Genomic DNA, 22,291 nt, shown 5'->3' with positions numbered 1-22,291 from the left:
GTCCGTCTCCGGGTGCGCGCTTGATAGGCCCACTGGGAGCTTGGTCATGCACGGCGCTCACCCGGAATTTCCCGCAAAAGAGGAACACGGCACCGGGCACATCCTGGTGCTCTACGATGGCTCGCCAGGCACGGATGGCGCTGTCGAACACGCCCTGGCGCTCGCCCGGCAAGTGCCGGCACGGCTGTTTGTCTTGGCCGTTGCCCCCACCGGCGCCACCCCGTCCACACGTACCTCCCTGACCGACGATCTCATCGCCTTCGCCCGACTGGGACGCCGCCTGGGCGTGGAAGTCGATGGCAGCTGCCTGGACGAGGCAGCCCACGATGTCGTCGAGCAGGTCATCGCCAGCCATGGCATCGACCGGGTCGTGCTGCCGGGAACGGACAGCGCGTCGAAGTCGCCCATCGCTGATCTGCTCCGCGATCTCGGCCAGGACTGCCCCGTCCCGATCGTGTTCAGCGCAGATCCTGTCGAAGGGGCCGCGTCATGACCCGGCTGCTGCTGATCCGCCATGGCGAAGTGCAAGGCATCGACCCACCCACGTTCCGCGGAAGGCTCGACCTGCCGCTGACCCCGCGTGGCCTGCGGCAGGCGGAATCCACCGCCGCATACCTGACCGGCCGCCAGGCGCTGGGCGCGGTCTATTGCAGCCCGCTCAGTCGCTGCGTGCGGACGGCGGACGCGATCTGCGCCCCGTTCCACACGGCTTCGATCCCCCACCCGGAGATCAACGACATCAACTACGGCGCCTGGACCGGTCTGGGCGTCGACGAGGTGTGCAAACGCTGGCCGCACGAGGCGGCGTTGTGGAAGGTGGCGCCGCATGTGTTCCGCATCCCCGGCGGGGAGTCACTGCAGGATCTGGTCGCGCGCGCCACGGACGCGCTTACCGCCATCCTGCACAAGCATCCGCACGGCAGCATCGCCATGGTCACCCACGACAGCGTGATCCGCGCCCTGCTCTGCCACGCGCTCGGGCTGCCGCTCTCTGCCTACTGGCTGTTCGCCCCGTCGCCGTGCGGCATCAGCACGTTGAGCTACGCCGACGACCGCTTCACCGTCGTGGCGATCAACGAAACCCAGCATCTCTCGAACCCCTGAAGGAACACGCATGGCTTTTTCCAATGTATCCCCCGGCCGGAACGTGCCCCACGACGTCAACGCCATCGTGGAAATCCCGATGGATGCCGACCCGGTGAAGTACGAGGTCGACAAGGTGTCCGGCGCCATCTTCGTGGATCGCGTGCTTTCCACGCCGATGCGCTATCCGTGCAACTACGGCTACATGCCGCAGACGCTGTGCGGCGACGGCGACCCGCTGGACGTGCTTATCGTCATGCCGATCCCGCTGATTCCCGGGTCGGTGATCGCCTGCCGCCCGGTCGGGTTGATGATGATGTCGGACGAGAATGGCGAAGACGCCAAGCTGATCGCGGTTCCCGGCGACCAGGTATTCCCCGCCTACCAGCACATCCGGGACATCACGGATGTGCCGGAAACCACCCGCGCCCGCATCCAGCATTTCTTCGAACACTACAAGGACCTGGAGCAAGGGAAATGGGTCCGCATGGAGGGTTGGCGCAATGTCGACGCTGCCCACGATGAAATCCGGCGCTCAATCGAAGCCTACGCCAGCACGCGCCAGGACTGACGCGGATACGGCCATGGCGAAACGGGATCGACAGGCGGAACCCGTCGCGGCGACGCCCGCCGACAAAGCGCGCCGCGTGTTGATGGATGCCATCCAGCAACTGCCGCTGGCTGTGCATTTCAGCCGCGCCGTGCTCAAGGAGGCCGAACGCATGGCACGTACTGCGCAGCATTGGCGCAAGCCGCTGGCGTGGTACCACCTCGACGGCAGCCGTGGCGACGCACTGCAATGCGCCGTGACGCATGAAGGCCGGCTGCTGCGGGTAACCGTCTTCGTCTATCCACTGTTCGGGCAACTGCGGGTGGCCTCCGAATGCAGCTGCGCACAGCCGCTATGCGCGCATGCCGCCGCACTGTTGCTGCGCCTGCAGCAGTTGCTGGACTGGCCACGTGCGATGTCTCCCCTCGAGCGCTGGCGGCAGAGCCTCGGCATGTACGAAGAAGCGGCAACGCCCATGGCTCATCCTGAAGCTGCCGCGCCGCGGCAGCTGGTCTGCCTGTTACAGACGATGACCGAGCAGGACAGCGTGCGGTTGGTCGCGCGACTCGTGCTCGTGCCCGCCGTCGACGGCCTGGCGCAGCCGCAACGCTGGATTCCCACGGATCAGGCCCGGGCCCAGCCGCACCTCTCCCGCCAGGCACTGATGTGGCAGGCGCTGCTCGCGCTCGGCCAGCGCCCCCCGGGCAAGGCCGATGCAGGCTACTTGTTGCAAGGCCATAACGGTGCGGCACTGCTGGCCGAATGGCTGGAAGCCGGGCTTTGCCATCACGCACGCAGTCTGCAGCCACTCGCAGCCGGGCCGCCCCGACCGGCACCGTGGCGCTGGAGCTTTGATGCACGCGGCCACGCCGTGCTGGAACTGGCATGGGACGACGGTCGGGAATTGCAACCAATCGAACTGGATACGCTCTACTATCTCGACGAACACGGCGGCAAGATCGGCCGTCTGGAACTGGCCGCGTCCACTTGGGCGATGACCAGGCACATGCCCCCGGTCGATCCGCGTGAACTCGGCGCGCTGCGCACCGCGTGGCCGCCGCATCCATCGCTGGCCGCCCTGCCTGCACCGCCGCTACCGCCGCCGCTGCGCGAATTGCATGCGCCGCTGCGGCCAGTGGTCGTGCTCGGTGCCTCGCGCCATGCCCTGCGCGGCGACTACGTGTTTCATCTGCAGGCCTGGGCCGACTACGACGGACACCGTCTGCCGCTGGCCGACGAGCCGTGGCGCGCCGACTGGATGCGCGTGGAGCACGACAGCCTCATCGCGATCCAGCGCGACGTGGAGATGGAGTTGCGAGCCGAGCAGGCACTGGCCGCACTGGACCTGACAAGCCTCGGCACATTGGTGCCGGAGGCATGGCGCCAGTTGACTCCGCCGCCATCCGCCAATGCGCTGGGTTGTCGCGAGCTGTACCAAGGTGGCGCAGAGACTTTCACCGCGCTGGAAGAACGCCTGCAAAAGTTGGGCAATGCCGGCATCCATCTCGAATACGATCCGGAGTTGCCGTTCACCGTGCTGCCGCACGAGCCGCGTTTTCGCGCCATGCTGGCGCCCGGCGAAGGGGCCGCATGGACGCAATTCGAGCTCGCTGCCACGCTCGATGGCGGCGAGGAGATCGACGTGCTGCCGATCGTGCTCGGCGGCCTGGCTCGCCGCGAGTTCGCGCTGGTGCCGGTGGCGGATGAGCCACCCGACGCGCATTGGTTGGCACCGCTCGGCCATGCGCACTGGCTGCCGCTGCGACTGGCATGGTTGCGCGAGTGGATGACGCCGCTGCTGGAATGCCTCCACCGTCCAGGGCGGCGTGCAGATGCTGCCAGACTGGACTTGTCACGTTCACAGGCGATGGCGCTGAGCGACGCATTGCGCCATCAAGGCATACCGACGGAGGGGCCGCAGGCCGCGGATATCGCCGGCATGCTCGCCGCGCTGCGCGAAGCACTGGCCGCGCCGGCACCGGAGCTGCCGGCCGGTTTCCGAGGGCAACTGCGCAGCTACCAGCGCGATGGCCTGCAGTGGCTGCAGGCGCTGCGCCGGTACGATCTTGGCGGCGTGCTCGCCGATGACATGGGCCTGGGCAAGACCGTGCAGATCATCGCCCATCTACTGATGGAAGATGAGGCAGGCCGGCTCGACCGGCCGGCGCTGATCGTTGCCCCGACCAGCCTGGTGTTCAACTGGCTGGACGAGATCGCCCGTTTCGCACCCTCCCTGCGCCGCGTCAACTTCACCGGTCCGGCACGCGCGACGCGGCTGCCGGAGTTGCCCGGCGCGCACGTGATCGTCACCAGCTATGCGCTGGTGGCCAACGACATCGACGCGCTGGAAAAGCTCGACTGCGCCATGCTGGTGCTGGACGAGGCGCAATGGATCAAGAATCCATTGACCCGCACCGCGCGCGCGGTGCGCCGGCTGCGTGCACCGCACCGGCTGGCCGTCACCGGCACGCCGCTGGAAAACCACCTGGGCGAACTGTGGGCGCACTTCGACGCGGTGCTGCCCGGCTACCTCGGCGACTATCGCAGTTTCAACCGCAGCTTCCGCCTGCCGATCGAACGCCGCGGCGACGACGTGCGCGGCGGAATCCTGCGCCAGCGCATCGCACCCTTCCTGCTGCGCCGGCGCAAGGCCGAGGTCGCGCCTGAGCTGCCGCCCAAGACCGAAACAGTGCTGCGCGTGTCGATGGGCGACGCGCAGCGGCGCGTCTACGAATCGCTGCGGTTGGCGATGAACGAGCGGGTACGCGAGGCGCTGGCCAGCTACGGCGCTGAGCAGTCGCACGTGGTAGTGCTGTCGGCCCTGCTGCGCCTGCGCCAGGCCTGCTGCGATCCGCGCCTGCTCGACCTCGCCGAGCCGCCGCCCTCGGCCAAGCTGGACGCGCTGCTGGAACTGGTCCAGGCGCTGCGCGGGGAGGAGCGCCAGGTGCTGGTGTTCAGCCAGTTCACCTCGATGCTGGCCCTGCTCTCCAAGGCCTTGCAGGAGGCCGGCTTCGGGCACGTCCTGCTCACCGGCGACACCACTGACCGTGCCGAACCCGTGCGACGTTTCCAGCAGCGCGAGACACCGATCCTGCTGGCCAGCCTGAAGGCCGGCGGCGTGGGGCTCAACCTCACCGCCGCGGATGCGGTGATCCACTACGACCCGTGGTGGAACCCGGCGGTGGAGCAGCAGGCGGTCGATCGAGCGCACCGCCTGGGCCGCGAGCAGCCGGTCTTCGTCTACAAGCTGCTGTGTGAAGACACCATCGAGGACAAGATCGAAGCGATGAAAACGGAGAAGAGCGACCTGGCCGGCCTGTTGCTCGATGCCGCCAGCGCGTCCGGCGCGCTGGACGCGCGCGACCTGCGGGCCTTGTTTGACTTGCCTGCCGACCTGCCCACCCACTGACCCCACAGCCACGGAGCCATCCCCATGCGTATCACCCACCTGGATGCAATCGAAGTCCTCGACTCGCGAGGCAATCCCACCGTCGAGGCATGGCTTCGGCTGGAGGATGGTTCCGAAGGTTGTGCCCTGACCCCGTCGGGCGCCTCCACCGGTATGCACGAAGCGGCGGAGCTGCGCGACGACAACCCGCGCCGCTACGGCGGCAAGGGTGTGCAACTGGCCGTTGGCCACGTACGCGGCGAGATCGCCGAAGCGCTGGTCGGCAGCGCACCAGCCGACCAGCGCGCGCTCGACGATCAGCTGCGCGAGCTGGACGGCACGCCGGACAAATCGCGCCTGGGCGCCAATGCCCTGCTCGCCGTGTCGATCGCCTACGCACGCGCCGCGGCAGCCGCGCACAAACTGCCGCTGTACCGTTACCTGGGCGGCGACGAGGCCACGCTGCTGCCGGTGCCCTGCCTCAATGTGATCAACGGCGGCCGCCACGCGGACAACACGGTGGACTTCCAGGAATTCAAGATCGTGCCGCACCACGCGTCCAGCTTCGCCGAGGCGATCCGCATGGGCGAGGAAGTGTTCCACGTGCTGAAATCGCTGCTGCACGCGCACGGGCTGTCCACCGGCGTGGGCGACGAAGGCGGCTTCGCCCCCAACCTGCACAGCAACGAGCAGGCGATCGAGCTGATCCTGAAGGCGATCGAGGACGCCGGCTACCGGCCCGGCGACGACGTGGCGCTCGCGCTCGACCCTGCCGCCAGCGAGATGTGGCACCACGGGCGCTACCGCTTCTTCAAGTCCAACCAGTCCGAACGCGACAGCGCGGCGATGATCGCGCTGTGGGACGACTGGCTTCAGCGCTACCCGATCGTGCTGCTGGAAGACCCGCTTTCCGAACACGATTGGGACGGCTGGAGCGAAATCACCCGCCAGCTCGGCGACCGCGTGGAACTGGTCGGCGACGACATCTTCTGCACCAACCCGGATCTGCTCCGCCGCGGCATCGAGGAGGGTGTGGCCAACTCCATCCTGATCAAGCCGAACCAGATCGGCACGGTAACCGAGACGCTGGACTGCGCCGCCGAAGCGAAGGCCGCCGGTTACGGCCGCTACGTGTCGCACCGTTCCGGCGAAACCGAGGACACCTTCATTGCAGACCTTGTAGTGGCGCTGGGCTGTGGCCACATCAAGACCGGTTCGGGCTGCCGTGGCGAGCGCACCGCGAAGTTCAACCGCTTGCTGCGCATCGAGCACGAACTGGGTGAACGTGCGCGCTTCGCCGGGAGAGCCGCCTTCGTGCGCTGAGCCCTCACCCCGTGCCCGCCTGGGCGGCAACCGGCAGGTTGCCGCCTTGTGCCGCGTCGTTGCCGAAGACCTCCCGGTAGAGATCGATGCCGTAACTGGTCTCCTGCGGTGCGCCGGCGATGATGCGGAAGCTGCGGCGCCCGTCTTCCAGGCGCTCCGCGCGCAGGAAGACTGCACCTTCCGGCGGATGGTCGAACAGCCCGCGCGCAAACGCGTACAGGTGGGTCACGAAGAACACCTTGATGCCCCGTTCCAGCAAGGCGCCAACGACCTGTCGGGCAATCTCCGATCCCTCCAGTTCGTTGGTCGAGGCGAACGACTCGTTGAACAGGATCAAGGCGCCAGGGCGGATGTGCTCGATCAGCGTGCTCAGCCGGCGCAGCTCTTCGTCGAACTTGCCGCTGTGCAAGCTCACGTCCTCCTCGCGCTTGTAGTGGGTGAACAGCCCGGTACAGAGTTCGCCGGCAAAGGATTCGGCGGCCACGAACAGGCCGCTCTGCATCATCAGCTGGGCAAGCCCCACGCTGCGCAGGAAGCTGGATTTGCCGCCCTGGTTGGCACCGGTGACGATCGCCAGCTGCCTGCCGTTCGCGTCCAGGGTGTTGCCCACCACACCGCGTGCCATGCCAAGCGCCAGGCTGGCATCGCAGAGGCCCTCGAACTGCAGGCATCGCGTGCCGGCCGCCCGTGGCTGGGGAAAGCAGCACGGCACGCCGAGCGCCGCCAGTTTCGCGTGCAGATTGATACAGCCGACATGGAAGGCGAGTTCAGTCCGCAGCATCCCGAAGAAGCCGAGGATGTGGTCCATCGACTGGGCCAGCGCATTGGCCACCTCGTTAATCCCGCGGTTGCGCAGCTCCGACAGGGCCTGGGCGCCCGCCTGGTCGCGATCGGCAATGCGGAACGAGTAGCCGGATTCACGCCGGTTCCACAAGTGATCGAGCCAGTACGGCTTGCTGTCGGTCATTTCGTGCAAGGCGTAGTCCGCGCCTTCGTTACCCTGGCTCAGGCGTGCGCTGAGCAGCATCCCATGATCGAGCTTCAACTCGACAAGGCGTGCGCGCACGCGCGCCAGGTAGTCGGCGTCGAATCCCGACCGCAGCATACTGCACAGCGCCTTCATGCCCCTGGACTCGAAGGATCGACCGTGGGCGACGACCAATTCCCGGAGCTTCTCCAGCACGTCCACGAGCGCGCCGAGCACATGGACGGCGCCATACAGGGTCGATGTGGGGTAATTGCCGACGAAGCTCCAATGGCTCTTGCGCTTGACCTCGGTGGCCTCGACGGCAAGCTCGTAGCACTGGCGCAGCACATCCGTGTGGGCCAGCGCGTCGCGCACGACCTCCTGCCGGTAGACGATGGTGTCGATGTCGTTGCTCGGGCCTGACAGCAAGGCCCGACGCACCACCTCGAACAGGAAGGCGTCCTCGCCGGCCATCGCCCGCAACAGCACATCCAGTGCGAGATCCTGCCGCAGGTCGTGCTCATGTTCCGGCAACGACTGTTGCAGGTCGAAATCGCGATCCGGGTGCATCAGCAGGGCCTTCATGCGGCGATCCTCCGCCGCAGCCACTCGCCCGTGACCCGATATTTGCGTGCGATCGCCTGCGCATAGGCCAGCCCGTCGGCCGGGCGCCGCTCCACCCGGTAGGTGCGTATCGTCGGGTCCTGCGGGTCGACCGTGCCGACCATGCTCACCGTTTTCCCGTCGAACACGGCCAGTTCGGCCAGGAAGGTGACACACACGGCCAGCAAGTCCCTGGCCGACAGGGTGGCCATGATCCGTTTGCTCAGATACGACGCGTCTTCCAGCGTCGTCGAGGAGAAAATCTCGTTCAGGATGACGATGCTGTCAGGCGTGGCGGCCTCCAGGATGCCGTGGATACGCACCAGGTCGTCCTTGAGCTTGCCGCGCAGGCTGGCGATGTCCTCCTGCTTCTCGAAGTGGGTCAGGATGCGGTCGCACAGGAACAGCCGCACCCGGGTGCCCGGTACGGGACACCCCAGGCTGGCGAGATAGTGCAGCTGTCCGAACATGCGCGCGAAGGTGGTCTTGCCGCCCTGGTTGGGACCGGACACCACCAGCAGGCGCTCTTCACCATGCAGGAAGAAGCCGTTGCGAACGATCGATTGACGCGCGTCGACGAGTCTGTCGGCCAAGGCCAGGTCGCAGGCATCGTGAGCCTCGAGTTCCTTCTCGGTCGCGGACAGCTCCGGGTAGCAGAAATCCAGGCCGCGCTGCCGATGCTTGTCCATGTATGCCAGGTAGGCTAGGTAGAACGGCACCTCACGGTCGAAGCGCGTGATCGTGGCATCCTCGAACTGTGCATGCTCGGCACAGAAGGCTTCCAGCCGCTGGAAGGATTCCGGATGCAGCAACGCCACGCGCTCCAGGATCTGCGCCTCGACGTGGTTGAGGCCGCCCAGCCGGCGGAACCCGACCCGGTAATCCTTCGAGTCTTCGCGATGGAACTTCTCGAAGGTCGCCTCCACCGCCCGGCTGTAGTCGGCTTCGCCTCCGTACGGGCGCACCGTCACGCGACTGCCCTTGATGAGCAGCGCGTAACGGATGTTCGAGAGTTCGACGACCAGTGACTTCGCCGAGGTCGCAAGCCGGACGAACGCGGGCGATGCGATGTAGGCGGCAAGGAACGCATCCAGCGCACGCAGGCCGCGCGAGGCCGGCTTGCCGTTGCCGAGCAACTGGGCCAGGCGCTCGACGGCGTCGCAGTAGTCGAGAACGGCATCCAGGAACCAGCGCTCCTTCTCTGGCTTGCAATGGAGTTTTCCGGTCCGGGCCAGGCGTTCGCGCATCGTGCGCATGCGCTGGCGAAACGCCGAGACGGCTTGCCGCAGCGCCCCGGTCCCGAGATCCCGCATCACCTCCTGTCGATAGGCGATCGAGTCCAGGTCCCGCAGCGGGAGGTGGAAAATCGGCGCCAGTTCGTCGTCGGGACAGGTCGCGGCGATCGTCGCGATCACCTGGTCCAGGCCCAGGTCGTGGATGCAAGACGGAGCCTCATCCGGCCACGCGGCTTCCGCGGAATCCGGGTGGAGGATGCTGGCAAAGGGTGGCACACGGACGGCGACGGCGTCGTTCATGCTCGACTCCTGCTGGCGGAGCGCAAGGCGCTCCGGTGGGCAGGCATCATCGGTCACCGTGACGGTTTCCCCGGTTGCCGGGGCGGAGGAATGCCACCTCCTTCACTCCAATGTACACCGCTCGTGGCGGCGCCTCCAGACCTCGACCCAGATGCCTCCAAGCACCATCCGATGGCGTGTCCGCAACGGTCGCTGCCAGATCGGGTTGTGGCCGCGCCGTTTGCCTTACCATGTAGCCACTCCACGGAGATGGCATTCCTCCGGCCCTGAACCTCTCAGGGTAAACCGCCGCCCACGGCTGATGATGCCTGCCAACCCTGGAGACCGGGGTGTGCGCAGGCGCCGGCATCGCGACGATGGCCCCGTGTACCACCGTGTTTCCTTGAACTTCCAAGGAGACATTCCGTGGGTACGCAGACCGTTCGGGTGAAGGCTTATGAAGCCCGCTTTCGATGCCTCTCGCGCAACATCCGGAGGCACTCATGAATTGTGTTCATCTGCGTTTCTACACTCGCGCGCTCGAGGAATACCACTCGGTATTTCTTTACGAATGGTTGTTGCTGCTCGCCCGCCGCTTGGGCATACACGCAGGCGTGGCTATCCAGGCAATCGCTGGTTTCGGGTACCTCGGTGACGCAGGTTCATGCCACGTCGAAGAGCTGGCGACCAGCCGCCCGATCATTGTCGAGTTCAATGTCAGCGACGAGGAAGCGGACAAACTCCTCGGCATGATCGCGGCGGAAGACTTGCGTGTGCCCTACACGCGTCATGTCGTGGAATATCACGGCGGGTTCACCGCATGAGCGGCGGCGGCACGAAGGCTGGGAACGCCACGCCTGCCAGCCGCATTGCCATGCGCTTCGTATTGCTGATCGGCATCCTCAGCTTCTTCGCCGACTTCACCTACGAGGGCGCACGCAGCGTGCTAGGGCCGTATCTTGCCTGGTTGCAGGCATCCGCCTTGGCGGTGGGCGCAGTGACCGGCTTCGGCGAACTGCTCGGCTACGGACTGCGCTTCTTCTCCGGGCGGTTGGCGGATTCGACGGGCAAGTTCTGGCCGATCACCATCTTCGGCTACGTGCTGCAGATGGCGGCGGTGCCTGCACTGGCACTTACCGGCAGCTGGCAGACCGCGGCGGCGTGCATCATCGCCGAACGCGTGGGTCGCGCGATCCGCAATCCGCCACGCGACGTGATGCTTTCGCATGCCGCGAAGAACATCGGTGGCTACGGCTGGACCTTTGGCATCCACGAGGCCTGCGACCAGTTCGGCGCCATGTTCGGCCCCCTGGCCGTGGCCGCCGTACTCGCCTACCGCGACAGCTACCACCTCGCCTTCGCCGTGCTATTGGTACCGGCACTGGTCAACCTGGGCTTCGTGCTGACCGCGCGCCTGCTCTACCCCAAGCCACAGGATCTGGAGCAAGACGGGCACGATACCGCACCAAACGCGCGATTCCCCCGAGTCTTCTGGATCTATCTTGCGGGCGCATCGCTGGTGGCTATCGGTTTTGCCGACTACCCGCTGATCGCCTATCACTTCGCCAACGCCAGCACCGTCCCTGTCCACTGGATTCCGGTTTTTTACGCGGTGGCCATGGCCGTCAGCGGAAGTTCCTCGCTGCTGTTCGGGCGCCTGTTCGACCGTTTCGGCTTCCGCGTCTTGATCGCGCTGACGTTGGTTGCCGCTTCGTTCGCGCCCTTGGTCTTCCTTGGCGGCTTTTGGGTCGCGTTGGCCGGCGCTGCGGTCTGGGGCATGGGCATCGGCGTGCACGAATCGATCATTCCCGCCGCGGTGACGCCGATGGCGCCCTTGCAGCGCCGGGCGTCGGCGTTTGGGTTGTTCACGGCTGGCTACGGCATCTTCTGGTTTCTCGGCAGTACGGCGATCGGCTTTCTCTACGAGCGTTCGTTGTCCTGGACGATCGCCTTCTGCGTGGTGACTCAACTGCTGGCGATTCCATTTTTTGCCAGGGTTGCGCGTCGCCGGAGCAGCGAGCCCACCCCGCCAACTGCCGTGTAGTTCGACCATGGGAAAGATCGAACGATGCTGATCGACCAGGCACGTGCAGGGCTGGCTGGATGTATGCCTGGCCGGACGAACCCGTCATGAATGCGCCCTCCCTCCCGAGCGTGTTCTGGGAGCCGTGGAACGTGGCGCTGTTCCAGCGCATGCACGCCACGGCCTCATCGCCGCACCTGCTTGTCGCCATAGCGACCGCGCTTGCCGAGTGGCCCCTGGTCGTCGCCGCCAGCCTGACGGGGTGGCTGTTGTGGCGGCAACGGGATCGCCTTGGCTTGATCCGGTTGATCGTGGCCTGCGGTATGGCGTTACTGACTGAGGCGCTCGTGGGCCTGCTGGCCTTTCACCCACGACCGTTCGCGGCCGGCTTCGGCCCAGCCTGGGTGACACACGCGGCGAACAATTCCATGCCGAGCACACATGTCGCCCTTGCCATGGTCATGGCGATCACGCTGGGGATGCGGAAGCATCGCCGGGCGAGCGTCGCCGTGCTGGGGCTGGCCGCGATGCTGGCCTGGGCCCGCATTTACGTCGGCATCCATTGGCCGGCGGACATGCTTGGCGCGATCATCAACGCGGGCGTCTCGACAATGATCGCCGCGGGCGTTGCCCGCCTCCTTCCGATTCGTTGCATCCCTTCTTTTCCCTGACATTCCCATTGGAGAAGCCCATGAAGAAATGTTTCCTGCTCGCTCTTGGCATCATGCTTTCGGTGGCGAGCAGATTGTCGTGCGCGGCACCGACTGCCGCCCACGTCGCGGTACCTGTGCGCCACGTATTCGTGATCGTTCTGGAGAACGAACCGTTCGACGTGACTTTCGGCGCGCAGTCGCTCGCCCCCTATCTCGCCCACGAACTGACCAGGCAGGGCGCGCTGCTCACGCAGTACTACGGCACCGGCCATTACAGTCTGGACAACTACATCTCGCTGATCAGCGGACAGGCTCCCAACCCCGCCACACAGGAAGACTGCAGTCAGTATGTCGAGTTCAAGGCAACCACCGGCAAGCTTGATGCAAACGGCCAGTTGGCCGGCAGCGGTTGTGTCTATCCGTCGCAGGTGAAGACCGTGGCTGACCAGTTGCGCGCCGCCAGGTTCTCGTGGAAAGGCTACATGGAAGGCATGGGCAGCGACCCGTCGCGCGAGACGGCGCAGTGCGGGCATGCGGCCATCGGCAGCCGCGATCATAGCAACGGCGAATCGCTGAAGGATCGCTACGCCGATAAGCACGATCCGTTCGTCTACTTCCACTCGATCATCGACGACCCGGCCTATTGCGGCGCCCACGTGGTACCGCTCAACGACATGGCGAAAGACCTGGAGAACGTGGCGACCACACCGAACTACGCCTTCATCACCCCCGACCTGTGCCACGACGGCCACGACGCGCCGTGCAGGAACGGCGAACCGGGTGGATTGGTTTCGGCGGATGCCTTCCTGCGCACCTGGGTGCCGCGCATCACCGCCTCGCCGGCGTTCCGCAAGGACGGCGTGCTCATCATCACCTTCGACGAAGGCACCGATGGCACGGCGTGCTGCGGCGAGCAGCCGCTGCCTCGTGGCTCGCAGCCGGGGCAATATGGACCGGGGGGCGGACGCATCGGTGCGGTAGTGCTGTCGCCCTTCGTCAAGCCGGGCACTATTTCCGACCACCCGTACAATCACTATTCGACGCTGCGCAGCGTGGAGCAGTGGTTCAGCCTGCCCTACCTGAGCTATGCGCAACCGGCGTCGGTGCCAGTGTTCGGGAACGACGTGTTCAACCAACGGCCTGGCGCAAGCACCAGCCGATAACCCTTGCGACCCACTGCCTCATGCGTATTGGAATTGATTTTGGAACAAGTTACTCGGCAGCGGCGGCCGTCGTCGATGGTGGCCTGGAGCTGATCCGCTTCGGCGAAGCCCACCAGTTCCGCACGGCCGTGTTCTTTCCTGAGCAAGTGCCCAGCCCCGACGACTTTCAGCTGACGCCCGCGCTTGCCGCGCAAGTGGAATCCATCGTGCGCCGTCTGCGCTCGCAACAGGCCAAGGGTTCCGAGGAGCAATGGCAGCGCGACGCCATCCGCGTGGTGCGACGGCAATGGATGGAAGAACAGGCACGCAGCACCGCGGTCTCCATCGCCGACTTCCAGCACGCGCTGTTCGGCGAGGAAGCGGTGGAGGCTTACCTGGAGGAAGGTGCCGGCCATCTCATCGAGTCGCCGAAGTCGATGCTCGGCTACCGGCTGGATCCGCCCGTGCGTCGCGTCATCGTCCACATCGCGGCGCACATCCTGGAACATATCCGCCTGACCGCTACGCGCCAGCTCGGCACACCGGTGCGTGGCGCGGTCATCGGACGGCCGGTGGAATTCCGCAGCTCGATGGGGCCGGCCGGCGGTGAGCAGGCGCTCGACCTGCTGCGCGAGGCCGCCGCCATGGCCGGCTTCGACGAAGTGTCTTTCCTGGAGGAGCCCGCCGCTGCCGCGATGCATTACCACCTCGGCCTCGCGCAACGGCAGAGCGCATTGATCGTGGACATCGGCGGAGGCACCAGCGATCTTGCCTTCGCCGAACTTGGCGGTGGGCGAGCACCGCACGTGCGTCGCAACTGGGGCCTGCCCATGGGCGGCACCGACCTGGACGTCGGCATCAACCTGCACAGCTTCATGCCACTGTTTGGCCGGGGAACCGCCAAGGTGCCGATGCACCACTTTGTGGAAGCGGCCAGCGTACACATCCTCCCCAAGCAGCGCGAGTTCCGCCGGCAGAACTACCGCCTGGTGGATGAACCATTCGGCTCCCGCCTGCGCGCCCTGCAGCAGTTCGGCGCCACCACCCGCCTGAACCGCCTCGCCGAACGCGCCAAGATCGAACTAGGCCAGGCCGATCGCAGCGATGCGGTGCTCGATTTCGTGCACCGCGACCTGGCCGTCTCGGTCGATCACGAGGCCTTCCATCAGGCATCCGAGGGTTTCATCAAGCCCTTGGGGGCGCTACTCGAACAAGCCCGTTCGGAACTCCCAGGAGAACCCGCCAGCCTGTTCCTGACCGGCGGCAGCTCCCGTTCCTCACAACTGCGGGCTTGCGTGCAACACATTTTCCCAAATGTAGAGCTGGTGCAGGGAGACGCTTCCCTCGGCGTTGTGTCTGGCTTGGCGGTTGCTGCAAGCAGCTAACCACGTCTTTACCTATGGATAGAGATCCGCCATCTCCTACCACTGATAATATGGGCAAATCGCCCACCCTGGCGTCCACGTTCTGCGTCTCTGTAGCGAGACAGCTTCGACCACTCCATAGATTGTCTTGGTGCCTAGCGATCTCAGTTACAACGGCAGCATCGACGCTAACTGGGAAGCTGTTTCCGCCACGCGATCCAGCCGACGACTATCGATAGTGTCGCCGCAACAAGCGGCGCGATGCCATGTCCGTATTCGCCATGGAGAGTGACGGTTGCGAGCGCCGCCAACATCACGGTGCAGCCGAGCGCCGCCCCCCGCAGCCTCGTTCGTTCCCGTGCCAGCAGAACGGCGGTCGCGAGTTCCAGTGATCCGGTGACGAAATGGAACCAGTGCGGGTATCCCCACTGCAGATATTCCCTGTAGATCGACGGAGGGGCGAAGATGTTGCTGAGTGATCCCGCGACGAAGAAAGCGGCAAGTGCCCAGGCCGAGATTTGGCGCCAGGAAATCTTTGACATAAGTCCAACCTTTTCCGTTGTGGGCGCCACCGGCGATTGGCCGACCGGTTGCGCCGGTTGCCCCAAAACCAGGATCTTCATGTTTGCCCGCGATCCATCCTGATGGTCACGGCGCGGTTCACGCCGTGACGGCCTGCCGCGCCGCTGCGAACACATCACGGGGAGGCGTCGTGCCGGCGACGTGCTCAGTGCCCGCGGCGCCGAGATCCATCCAGCCCGCGTTGACAGCCTCGAACATCGCTTCAGCCGGTCCGGTTTGGCCTTTAGGGACGCCGAACTGTTCGAACGCTGCCGACCACTCGGCCCGCGGGATGGCGAAGGCCTTGACGTCGCAGTGCATGACATCGCCCAGTTGCGCCGCGACTTCGTCCGCGCTGAACATCGAACCAAGTTCGATGATGCGATGCCCCGACCACGCCGGCCCGGTCAGCAGCGTCGCTACCTCGGCGCCGATGTCGTTCGTCGCGACCATCGTCGATTTCCGGCCGGTCGGGTTGTAGTAGACGGGAAGTGTGCCGCCCTGGGCGACGTGCAGGCCGTAAAGGAAGTTCTCGAAGAACCCGCCGGCGCGCACGAAAGCGAGCGGCGACGCCAAGTCGCGAAAGCCTTGCTCCAGCAACGACAGAGCGGTGATCATCCCCAACCCGCTGGTCCGGTTCGCCCCCATCGACGAGAGCGCGATCACCCGCGGCGGCGGGGCCTTGGTCAATGCCTCGACATAGTTCGCGATGACGCCCCTGGCTTCCCTGAAATCCGGTGACGGAGCCCAGACAGCCGGCAACATCACGAATGCGCCGTTGACGCCGTCGAGCGCCCGCTCGATAGCGGCCGCATCATTCCAGTCGCCATCGACCAGTTCGACACCATGCTTCGCCCAGCTTGCGGCCTTGGCCCGGTCGCGGACCAGCGCGCGGACCGGCTGGCCGTGGTCCAGCAGATGTCTCGCCGTTGCGCCGCCGACTTTTCCTGTGATTCCCATAACCAGAAACATGCGTTTTCTCCCGGCACTTTATGGTCTACAATTTAGACTATGTCTAATATATAGACCATGTGACTGCTCCGTAAGGAGGCAGTTTTTTGTAACCAGGTGAGATCACGGGAACCCGCATGAGCTCCGCAATAAGCGCGGTCGAGCGTTTCAGCCGATACCAATCGGACGATGCCCAGTCAGAGGGATCTGCCCACTGCCCCGTGCGCGACGTGCTCGACCGTATCGGCGACAAGTGGAGCATCCTCATGATCATGACCCTCGCGACGCGACCGCAGCGCTTCAGCGAGCTTCACCGAGCTGTTCGTGGTATCTCCAAGCGCATGCTCACTCAGACCCTGCGCGATTTGGAACGCGACGGACTGATCACTCGCCATGTCTTTCCAACCAAGCCGCCAAGCGTTGAATATGGTCTCTCGGCGCTGGGCCAATCCCTGCTGGAACCGATGGCGGCCCTCATCGATTGGGCTGACCACCGCTACTCCGATATCCATGACGCGCGTGCCCGCTTCGACAGCGCACCGTGTGACGCGGCACGCCATGAAACGGACGTCCATAGGTCCGCGATGAATATCGCGACATCACGAAAAGCCGCAACGCGGCGAGCACGCCAATAGGCAGTTCCTCCGCAGGCGCCGCGACAGTACAGCGTGCAGGGTATCCAGTGGTGAGCTGTGCCGCGCCACCCAGCGTTGCGCCGGCGGCAGCAGGCGATGCTCCGCCTTGGGTAGAGCAGCCCTCGCCTACTCCCGATAGCCCATCTAATCATCCCGCCTCTCGGCGGCACCTTGGGGAGCTCATTCCTCGCGAGTCACCCGCCACCACGCGAACTCTCGTGCGAGGTGCTCGATGGATCGGCACATCGGCTGCGTTGAGATGTGCTGCGCAGGGCTCGCAAAGTTTCCGGCGCGATGGCACCGCGACGGCATTCAGAGCGGTAGGATGTTCCGGGTCACTCGGATGCAAGGAGACACGCACATGATGAAGCTGACAAGCGGGATCTTTCTCGTGGCGCTGCTGACAAGCGCCGCCCATGCGCAGACCAATGCAGGCGAACAGAAATCCGATCCCAACCTTCCCTTCACCATCACGAAAGTGGCGAGCTTCGATTTGCCTTGGCGCATCGCGTTCCTGCCCGATGGCCGTATGCTCGTGACCGAGAAGGTCGGCCGCGTCGACTTGGTTACCCCGCAGGGCGCCAAAACCGAAATCGGGGGCGTCCCGCCCAGTTATGTTGAAGGTCAGGACGGCATGCTGGGCGTCTTCCTTTCGCCTCATTACGCCATTGACCACAACGTGTATCTCACCTATGTCGCACCGGGCGACTATGGCGGCGGCGTGGCGCTGGGCCGGGGCCGGCTCGTGCTGGATGGCAAGCAGCCCCGGCTGGACGGCTTCCAGGTGTTGTGGCGCCAGATGCCCACGGGCAAGGGTGGCCAGCCCGGCGGCCAGATCGCCTTCTCGCCGGACGGCAAGTACCTCTTCCTCACGCTGGGCGACCGCCAACGCTTCACTCCCGCGCAGGATCCCAACCAACCGGTAGGCAAGATCCTGCGGCTGACGCTGGACGGCAAACCCGCGCCGGGCAATCCGTGGGCAGGCAAGGTCGGTGCGCGCACCATTCCGCTGATTGATCCGGCAGCCGACACTGAGAAAGCCAAGACGGCGCCGGTAGTCAGCACCTATACGTTCCCCGGACCCAACCTGACGCCGGCCGAAACCTGGACCACCGGCCACCGCACACCTTATGGCCTCGCCTTTGCTCCCGATGGTCGACTGTGGGAACTCGAGCATGGCCCGCGCGGCGGCGACGAACTGAACCTGATCCAGCGCGGCAAGAATTACGGCTGGCCGCTGGTCTCGTATGGCATCAACTATGACGGCGTACCCATTCCCAGCCCGGATACGCGGCCCGATCTCGCCAAGCCAGTGATCTATTGGACGCCGGTGATCGCGCCGGGCAATCTCATGTTCTACAAAGGCAGCCTGTTCCCGCATTGGAATGGCAGTGCCTTGCTCAGCGGCCTTGTCAGCGAGGCCATCGTTCGCGTCACGTTTGACGGCAAGGGCGGCGCCACCGCGGTCCAGCGCTGGAGTATGGGCAAACGCATCCGCGATATCGAAGAGGCACCGGACGGCTCGCTCTGGATGCTGGAAGACGCTGAAACTGGCGGCCTGTTCCATCTCACGCCGAAATAATTCGACGAATCAGCCGTCGCTTCGGGCACACGGCTTGGCACGAAGTACAAGGACGCCGATACAGCCGCAGGATGGATGAGGCGACGAACGTGACCAAGAAATGCTCGGGCGATATTCTCGCAGCCAGTAACCCTACCCCGGATAACACCGACTTATCCTTCCCCGGCGTCCGCTTCCAATAGCTGACATTGCCGAACTACAAAGCCGATCCCAAATCCGCCGAGAAGAATTGTTCGAAGCCGGCAACTGGGTGGATGGTGCCTGCCGCCGAGCTAGTCCCTGCACATCGCAACCATCCTCACCCATGGATCATCACATGTCTGCAGTGGCATGTCCGATGGTTCAAAACATCGAAGGACACACGCAACTCTACCGCGCTCTGATAACTCCGCGAGCGCTTCGCAGGCCCTAACCTGCTGCCTTCAATGCAGCCCCAAGGAAGCGTTCGACGACCTCCGGCAGCATCGGCTCGACGGGGAGCGTGTAGTGGGTGGTGTTCGGCAAGATGGCGAGCTCGTTTGCGGGTCGCAGGGAGCCATCGATCCCGGCATCGCGCTGGCCGCCTCCCAACGCCTTCCAGAACTCGACCATGTGTTCGGGCCGGATGGCGTCAGCGTCGGCAAAGACCAGCAATGTGCGTGCCTGAAGCTTGGCGACGTCGGCGCTCCAGTCGAAGGGGCGTTTGGTCAGGTCACCGACCTTCCTGAAGAGGTTGGTCCAATCGACATCGGGATAGGTCTTCCCTAACGGCGATGCCTTGACGGCAGGGCCGAGCGTGGCAGCGTTGGCCTCCAGCTGTTTGAAGGCCGCCACCCCCTCCGGATAAAAGCCGTCCTGCCTCATCGCCGCGGACACGAGCACAAGCCGGCCGACCACGTCCGGATGGCGGATGGCGGTCTGCAGCGCGACGCTGGCGCCCAGCGAGTAGCCCATGACGTCGGCTTTGCCGAGTTTCAGATGGCCGATCAGGGCAGCAATGTCGTCACCCATCGTTTCACTGCGCAGTGGCCTGTCAGTGTCCGGTGTGCGTCCATGTGCCTGGAGATGGGGGGCGATCACCTGCCGGCCCTTGGCCAGTTCGGCCAGATTGCTCCCGAAGCTGTCCGGGTTGATGCCACCGTGTAGAAGAATGAGCGGCTTGCCGTCGCCATGCACGCTGTAAAAGAGATGCTGGCCATTGACGTTGGCAAAATGCTCGTTCGACATGGTGGGAGTCTTCCTGGCTTGAACGGGAAGGACCGCAGTCAGCACTGCGGTCGCCATGGCGGTCTTCAGGAAATCGCGTCTGAGCATATCGTCCTCACGTGGCGCCGAAGTGGCCAGCGCGGTGTGATCGTGTGTTTCATCGATACGCCGGCGGCCGCGGTGTGGTTACGATCTGCCTGCGAGCAACTCGTCCAGCTGCGCGAACTGTTCGGGCAGGCCTTCCGCCGAACCGGCGAGGGCTTCGTCGCGGGCCGCTTCCGTGGGGTAGAGTTCGTGCAGGGTGACCAGCGTCTTGCCGGCACGTTCTTCGAACGTCACGGTGGTCACCGCCCCCTGGTCGCTGTCCTCGTTCGTCCATATGAGGCGTTTGTTCGGCGTTACTTCCTTGTACGTGCCGAAGAACGCCATCGGTTGATCGAAGTCCGGATGGCTGAACACGAGGCGATACATACCCCCGGTGCGAATATCCATGTCGCATGAGAGCAGCGACATGCCCACCGACTTCGGGACCCACCAGAGTTTGAACAGTTCGGGTTTGCTCCACGCCTCGAAGACGAGGTGCACCGGGGCATCGAACGTTCGAGTCACGACGAGTTCACGGTCGGACTTGCGTTCCACGACGGTGTGGTTCATGGCAGTGGCACTACCTTCTTTTGCGTGGGACATCTGTCTTCTCCCTGCGTTTCAAGTGTTCGACAAGCTCGTCCAGCGCATCGAAACGCGCGCTCCAGAGTTGGTGGTGCCGCTCGATCCAGGCGGCCTCTTCTTCCAGCCGGCGCGGTCCGAGCTTGCAGGTTCGTACGCGCCCGACCTTCTCCGTGGTCACGAGCCCTGCCTGCTCCAGGACGCTGACGTGCTTCTTCATGCCCGTGAGGGTCATGCGAAACCTTTGGGCAAGGTCGGTGACGGAGGCGTCTGAATCCCCGAGCTGCTCCAGCACGCCGCGTCGGGTGACGTCGGAGAGCGCGGCGAACGTTGTATCGAGGCGTGTTTGATAGTGAACCATATGGTTCACTGTAAAGTGCGCATAGGCGATTTGCAAGTGGATGGTCCCACCGGTGCAAATCGCACGTAGCTTCTCTGCCAGCCCGAACCCAAACTGCGCATGCCGAGCGTGGGCAAAGTTCCGACCGGCGGCTTTGTGGCAGCCAGATCAAGGCGCCGGATGACTCCGCAGTCGAAAGCAGACGCTGGCCCTACTCCCGATAACAGTCCCTAATCGCCCTACCCTAGTGCCCCACACGAGGGTTCTGGTCGATTTTGCGGGCCGGGTGCATAGCTAGCTGGCACGCAGCCTCGTAGGCTGCGTCGTGGCCCCTGTTCCAATCTTCAAACTTGAGCGGTACGACGATATCCGGCTGCAGACTCTTCACCCTGACCGGATAGAACCAGTTGAGCCAAAAGCATTCGCGCCAGTTGTCGCAGGAGTGTTGGTAGTCGTGCTTCGCCGTCTGCGGGTAGGCGCATACCTTTAGATTGGGCAAGCAGGCTTTGTTGCCCTCGGAGAAAAAGGACAAGCGGTCGCCGACCGGTTCGCCAATGATCGTGACCCGGTCGCCGCCGGCGTCTTTGACGAATGCGGCAGTCGTGATGGCGGCGGAAAAAGTCTGCGAATTGGTGAGTACGAAGATACGACCGCCTGGCGCAAGCAAGCCCGGCAGCACATGTGCGAAGTGCCAGGTGTTGGTGTAATCGCCACCGCCATCGCCGCGCAGGTCGAGTATCACGGCGCAAGGCGGGTTTGCGCGAAGCGTCGCTTCCGCCGCGGCGAGAAACGGTGCAATCCGGCGGCTGCCGACGTCCCCGATACTCTGCAATCGCACAACCTGGGCACAGCTGCCCGCGGCAGGGAATATCCGGAAAGGATTATCGAAATCCCGCCAGGTTTCCGGCAGCTCGGCGGATTGCGGATGGTAAGCGCTCCAGTCTTGCTCGACGCCCTTGCTCGGTTCGGGCGACAACCAGCGTCCGCTCGAAGGTATGCCGTCGCCCTTGTGCATCGAATAAGCATCCAGCCGACGCGTCACGGTTCGACCGTCGGGCAGAACGACAGTCCAGGTCGAAGCCTTCGAGTCGGTAGCGATGCCCAAACCGTACAGCAAGTCCTGCACGATGATATATGTCGCATCGTTCTCCCGACGAAAACCCTCCACGCCGCCGCGAAGCGTATCCAGCTGAAGCAATACCTGATCGATCGGATGCCCGTCGATGCTTGTCACGCGGCCGCCGAGCATTTCGCGATAGGCAGCCGCCGCCCGGGTTACGTAGAAGCCTTCCGCGAAGCGCGTCACCCTTAGCGGAACGATCAGCGTGCCCTGATCGGCCGTTGCATCCATTCGAGAATGACCATTGTCGGCCAGTGCCATCACTTGCATTAGCGCTACGTGCAACTTGGGTGACGGCAGCGCATCTGGCAGGGCTTGGAGAGCGGCGATGCGTGCTTCCGCCATTTCGCGTGCGGCAGGTGAAAAAGCACGATCGCGCGCTATCACTTTGGCGAAATAGTCGACATCTTGCTGCTGTGCCTCAAGTGGCGATGCCGGCGTCGGATAATTGGCATCTGGCGCAGCGCGATGGAAATTGAAGTGGAACGCAAGGTTCAATCCGCCCACGATCACAACGAGGGTCAAGGTCGCACTTGCGAGAATAAAAACCACTCGTCGGAGGATTGCGCGCACTGGTCACCCGTTTATCCAGCCCATGACGCTCGGCAGCATCGATAGGTTGCATCGGCAGCAGGATAAGC

General features: G+C 64.6%; 20 protein-coding genes and 2 riboswitches. Of the genes, 12 read left to right on the top strand and 8 right to left on the bottom strand.

The features are described from left to right. Window positions 1-46: 46 nt before the first annotated feature. From ABQJ54_RS01405 to eno, 5 genes are read left to right on the top strand one after another with little or no spacing between them, the layout of a single operon-like run. Window positions 47-493 (top strand): universal stress protein, encoded by a 447-nt coding sequence (locus ABQJ54_RS01405; protein WP_367852495.1) that lies wholly within the window; start codon window positions 47-49, stop codon window positions 491-493. After that, a complete protein-coding gene (locus ABQJ54_RS01400; RefSeq protein WP_367852494.1) occupies window positions 490-1,104 on the top strand; it encodes a histidine phosphatase family protein in 615 nt (204 codons plus the stop codon). The genes ABQJ54_RS01405 and ABQJ54_RS01400 overlap by 4 nt, the downstream gene beginning before the upstream one ends. A gap of 10 nt (window positions 1,105-1,114) precedes the next feature. After that, window positions 1,115-1,654, top strand: coding sequence for an inorganic diphosphatase (ppa, locus tag ABQJ54_RS01395; protein ID WP_367852493.1), 540 nt, complete (start codon window positions 1,115-1,117; stop codon window positions 1,652-1,654). Window positions 1,655-1,667: 13 nt separating this feature from the next. Continuing rightward, window positions 1,668-5,042: a DEAD/DEAH box helicase gene (locus tag ABQJ54_RS01390; protein WP_367852492.1), complete on the top strand. Its 3,375-nt coding sequence runs from the start codon at window positions 1,668-1,670 to the stop codon at window positions 5,040-5,042. Between the two features lie 24 nt (window positions 5,043-5,066). Beyond that, entirely contained in the window at window positions 5,067-6,344 is a 1,278-nt protein-coding gene (gene eno, locus ABQJ54_RS01385) for a phosphopyruvate hydratase (protein ID WP_367852491.1), read from the top strand. A 4-nt stretch (window positions 6,345-6,348) separates the two neighbouring features. Here eno and ABQJ54_RS01380 read toward each other — a convergent pair whose 3' ends face one another. After that, a complete protein-coding gene (locus ABQJ54_RS01380) occupies window positions 6,349-7,785 on the bottom strand; it encodes a MutS-related protein (protein WP_367853544.1) in 1,437 nt (478 codons plus the stop codon). 107 nt (window positions 7,786-7,892) lie between these two features. Next, a complete protein-coding gene (locus ABQJ54_RS01375; RefSeq protein WP_367852490.1) occupies window positions 7,893-9,449 on the bottom strand; it encodes a MutS-related protein in 1,557 nt (518 codons plus the stop codon). A 33-nt stretch (window positions 9,450-9,482) separates the two neighbouring features. Next, a riboswitch (Fluoride riboswitch) is annotated at window positions 9,483-9,559 on the bottom strand. A 126-nt stretch (window positions 9,560-9,685) separates the two neighbouring features. Beyond that, window positions 9,686-9,767: riboswitch (Fluoride riboswitch) on the top strand. A gap of 164 nt (window positions 9,768-9,931) precedes the next feature. Between ABQJ54_RS01375 and ABQJ54_RS01370 the strand changes: the two genes are divergently transcribed. The 5 genes from ABQJ54_RS01370 (at window position 9,932) to ABQJ54_RS01350 (ending at window position 14,631) form a co-directional block, all read left to right on the top strand. Next, on the top strand, window positions 9,932-10,252 hold the full coding sequence (locus ABQJ54_RS01370) for a DUF190 domain-containing protein (RefSeq protein WP_367852489.1): 321 nt from the start codon (window positions 9,932-9,934) through the stop codon (window positions 10,250-10,252). Between the two features lie 50 nt (window positions 10,253-10,302). Next, complete coding sequence (locus ABQJ54_RS01365; RefSeq protein WP_367852488.1) at window positions 10,303-11,472, top strand: MFS transporter; 1,170 nt, start codon at window positions 10,303-10,305, stop codon at window positions 11,470-11,472. A gap of 86 nt (window positions 11,473-11,558) precedes the next feature. Beyond that, window positions 11,559-12,122, top strand: a complete 564-nt coding sequence (locus ABQJ54_RS01360) for a phosphatase PAP2 family protein (protein ID WP_367852487.1) — start codon at window positions 11,559-11,561, stop codon at window positions 12,120-12,122. A 20-nt stretch (window positions 12,123-12,142) separates the two neighbouring features. Continuing rightward, window positions 12,143-13,267 carry an alkaline phosphatase family protein gene (locus tag ABQJ54_RS01355; RefSeq protein WP_367852485.1) on the top strand — a complete coding sequence of 375 codons (1,125 nt, stop codon included), beginning with the start codon at window positions 12,143-12,145 and terminating at the stop codon, window positions 13,265-13,267. Window positions 13,268-13,287: 20 nt separating this feature from the next. Then, the gene (locus ABQJ54_RS01350) at window positions 13,288-14,631 is read left to right on the top strand and encodes an Hsp70 family protein (protein ID WP_367853543.1); all 1,344 of its coding nucleotides are present in this window, start codon (window positions 13,288-13,290) and stop codon (window positions 14,629-14,631) included. A 167-nt stretch (window positions 14,632-14,798) separates the two neighbouring features. Here the strand turns inward: ABQJ54_RS01350 and ABQJ54_RS01345 are convergent, their stop codons facing one another. Continuing rightward, window positions 14,799-15,233 (bottom strand): DoxX family protein, encoded by a 435-nt coding sequence (locus ABQJ54_RS01345; protein ID WP_367852484.1) that lies wholly within the window; start codon window positions 15,231-15,233, stop codon window positions 14,799-14,801. Between the two features lie 37 nt (window positions 15,234-15,270). After that, on the bottom strand, window positions 15,271-16,143 hold the full coding sequence (locus ABQJ54_RS01340) for an NmrA family NAD(P)-binding protein (protein WP_367852483.1): 873 nt from the start codon (window positions 16,141-16,143) through the stop codon (window positions 15,271-15,273). A 116-nt stretch (window positions 16,144-16,259) separates the two neighbouring features. Between ABQJ54_RS01340 and ABQJ54_RS01335 the strand changes: the two genes are divergently transcribed. Both ABQJ54_RS01335 and ABQJ54_RS01330 read left to right on the top strand, forming a co-directional pair. Then, on the top strand, window positions 16,260-16,757 hold the full coding sequence (locus ABQJ54_RS01335; RefSeq protein WP_367852482.1) for a winged helix-turn-helix transcriptional regulator: 498 nt from the start codon (window positions 16,260-16,262) through the stop codon (window positions 16,755-16,757). A gap of 361 nt (window positions 16,758-17,118) precedes the next feature. Continuing rightward, entirely contained in the window at window positions 17,119-18,339 is a 1,221-nt protein-coding gene (locus ABQJ54_RS01330; RefSeq protein ID WP_367852481.1) for a PQQ-dependent sugar dehydrogenase, read from the top strand. Between the two features lie 408 nt (window positions 18,340-18,747). Here ABQJ54_RS01330 and ABQJ54_RS01325 read toward each other — a convergent pair whose 3' ends face one another. The 4 genes from ABQJ54_RS01325 to ABQJ54_RS01310 all read right to left on the bottom strand — a co-directional run bounded on the left by ABQJ54_RS01325 (window position 18,748) and on the right by ABQJ54_RS01310 (window position 22,175). Continuing rightward, window positions 18,748-19,545 (bottom strand): alpha/beta fold hydrolase, encoded by a 798-nt coding sequence (locus tag ABQJ54_RS01325; RefSeq protein WP_367852480.1) that lies wholly within the window; start codon window positions 19,543-19,545, stop codon window positions 18,748-18,750. Between the two features lie 165 nt (window positions 19,546-19,710). Then, entirely contained in the window at window positions 19,711-20,178 is a 468-nt protein-coding gene (locus ABQJ54_RS01320; protein ID WP_367852479.1) for an SRPBCC family protein, read from the bottom strand. A gap of 10 nt (window positions 20,179-20,188) precedes the next feature. Further along, window positions 20,189-20,587, bottom strand: a complete 399-nt coding sequence (locus tag ABQJ54_RS01315) for an ArsR/SmtB family transcription factor (protein ID WP_367852478.1) — start codon at window positions 20,585-20,587, stop codon at window positions 20,189-20,191. Window positions 20,588-20,774: 187 nt separating this feature from the next. Next, on the bottom strand, window positions 20,775-22,175 hold the full coding sequence (locus ABQJ54_RS01310; RefSeq protein WP_367852477.1) for a hypothetical protein: 1,401 nt from the start codon (window positions 22,173-22,175) through the stop codon (window positions 20,775-20,777). Window positions 22,176-22,291 lie beyond the last annotated feature (116 nt).

The organism is Rhodanobacter lycopersici, from assembly GCF_040812335.1.
In the GTDB taxonomy this organism is placed as follows: Bacteria; Pseudomonadota; Gammaproteobacteria; order Xanthomonadales; family Rhodanobacteraceae; genus Rhodanobacter_A; species Rhodanobacter_A lycopersici.
Note: the sequence above shows the minus strand (reverse complement) of the source record. Positions and strands in the feature narration are given on the sequence as shown.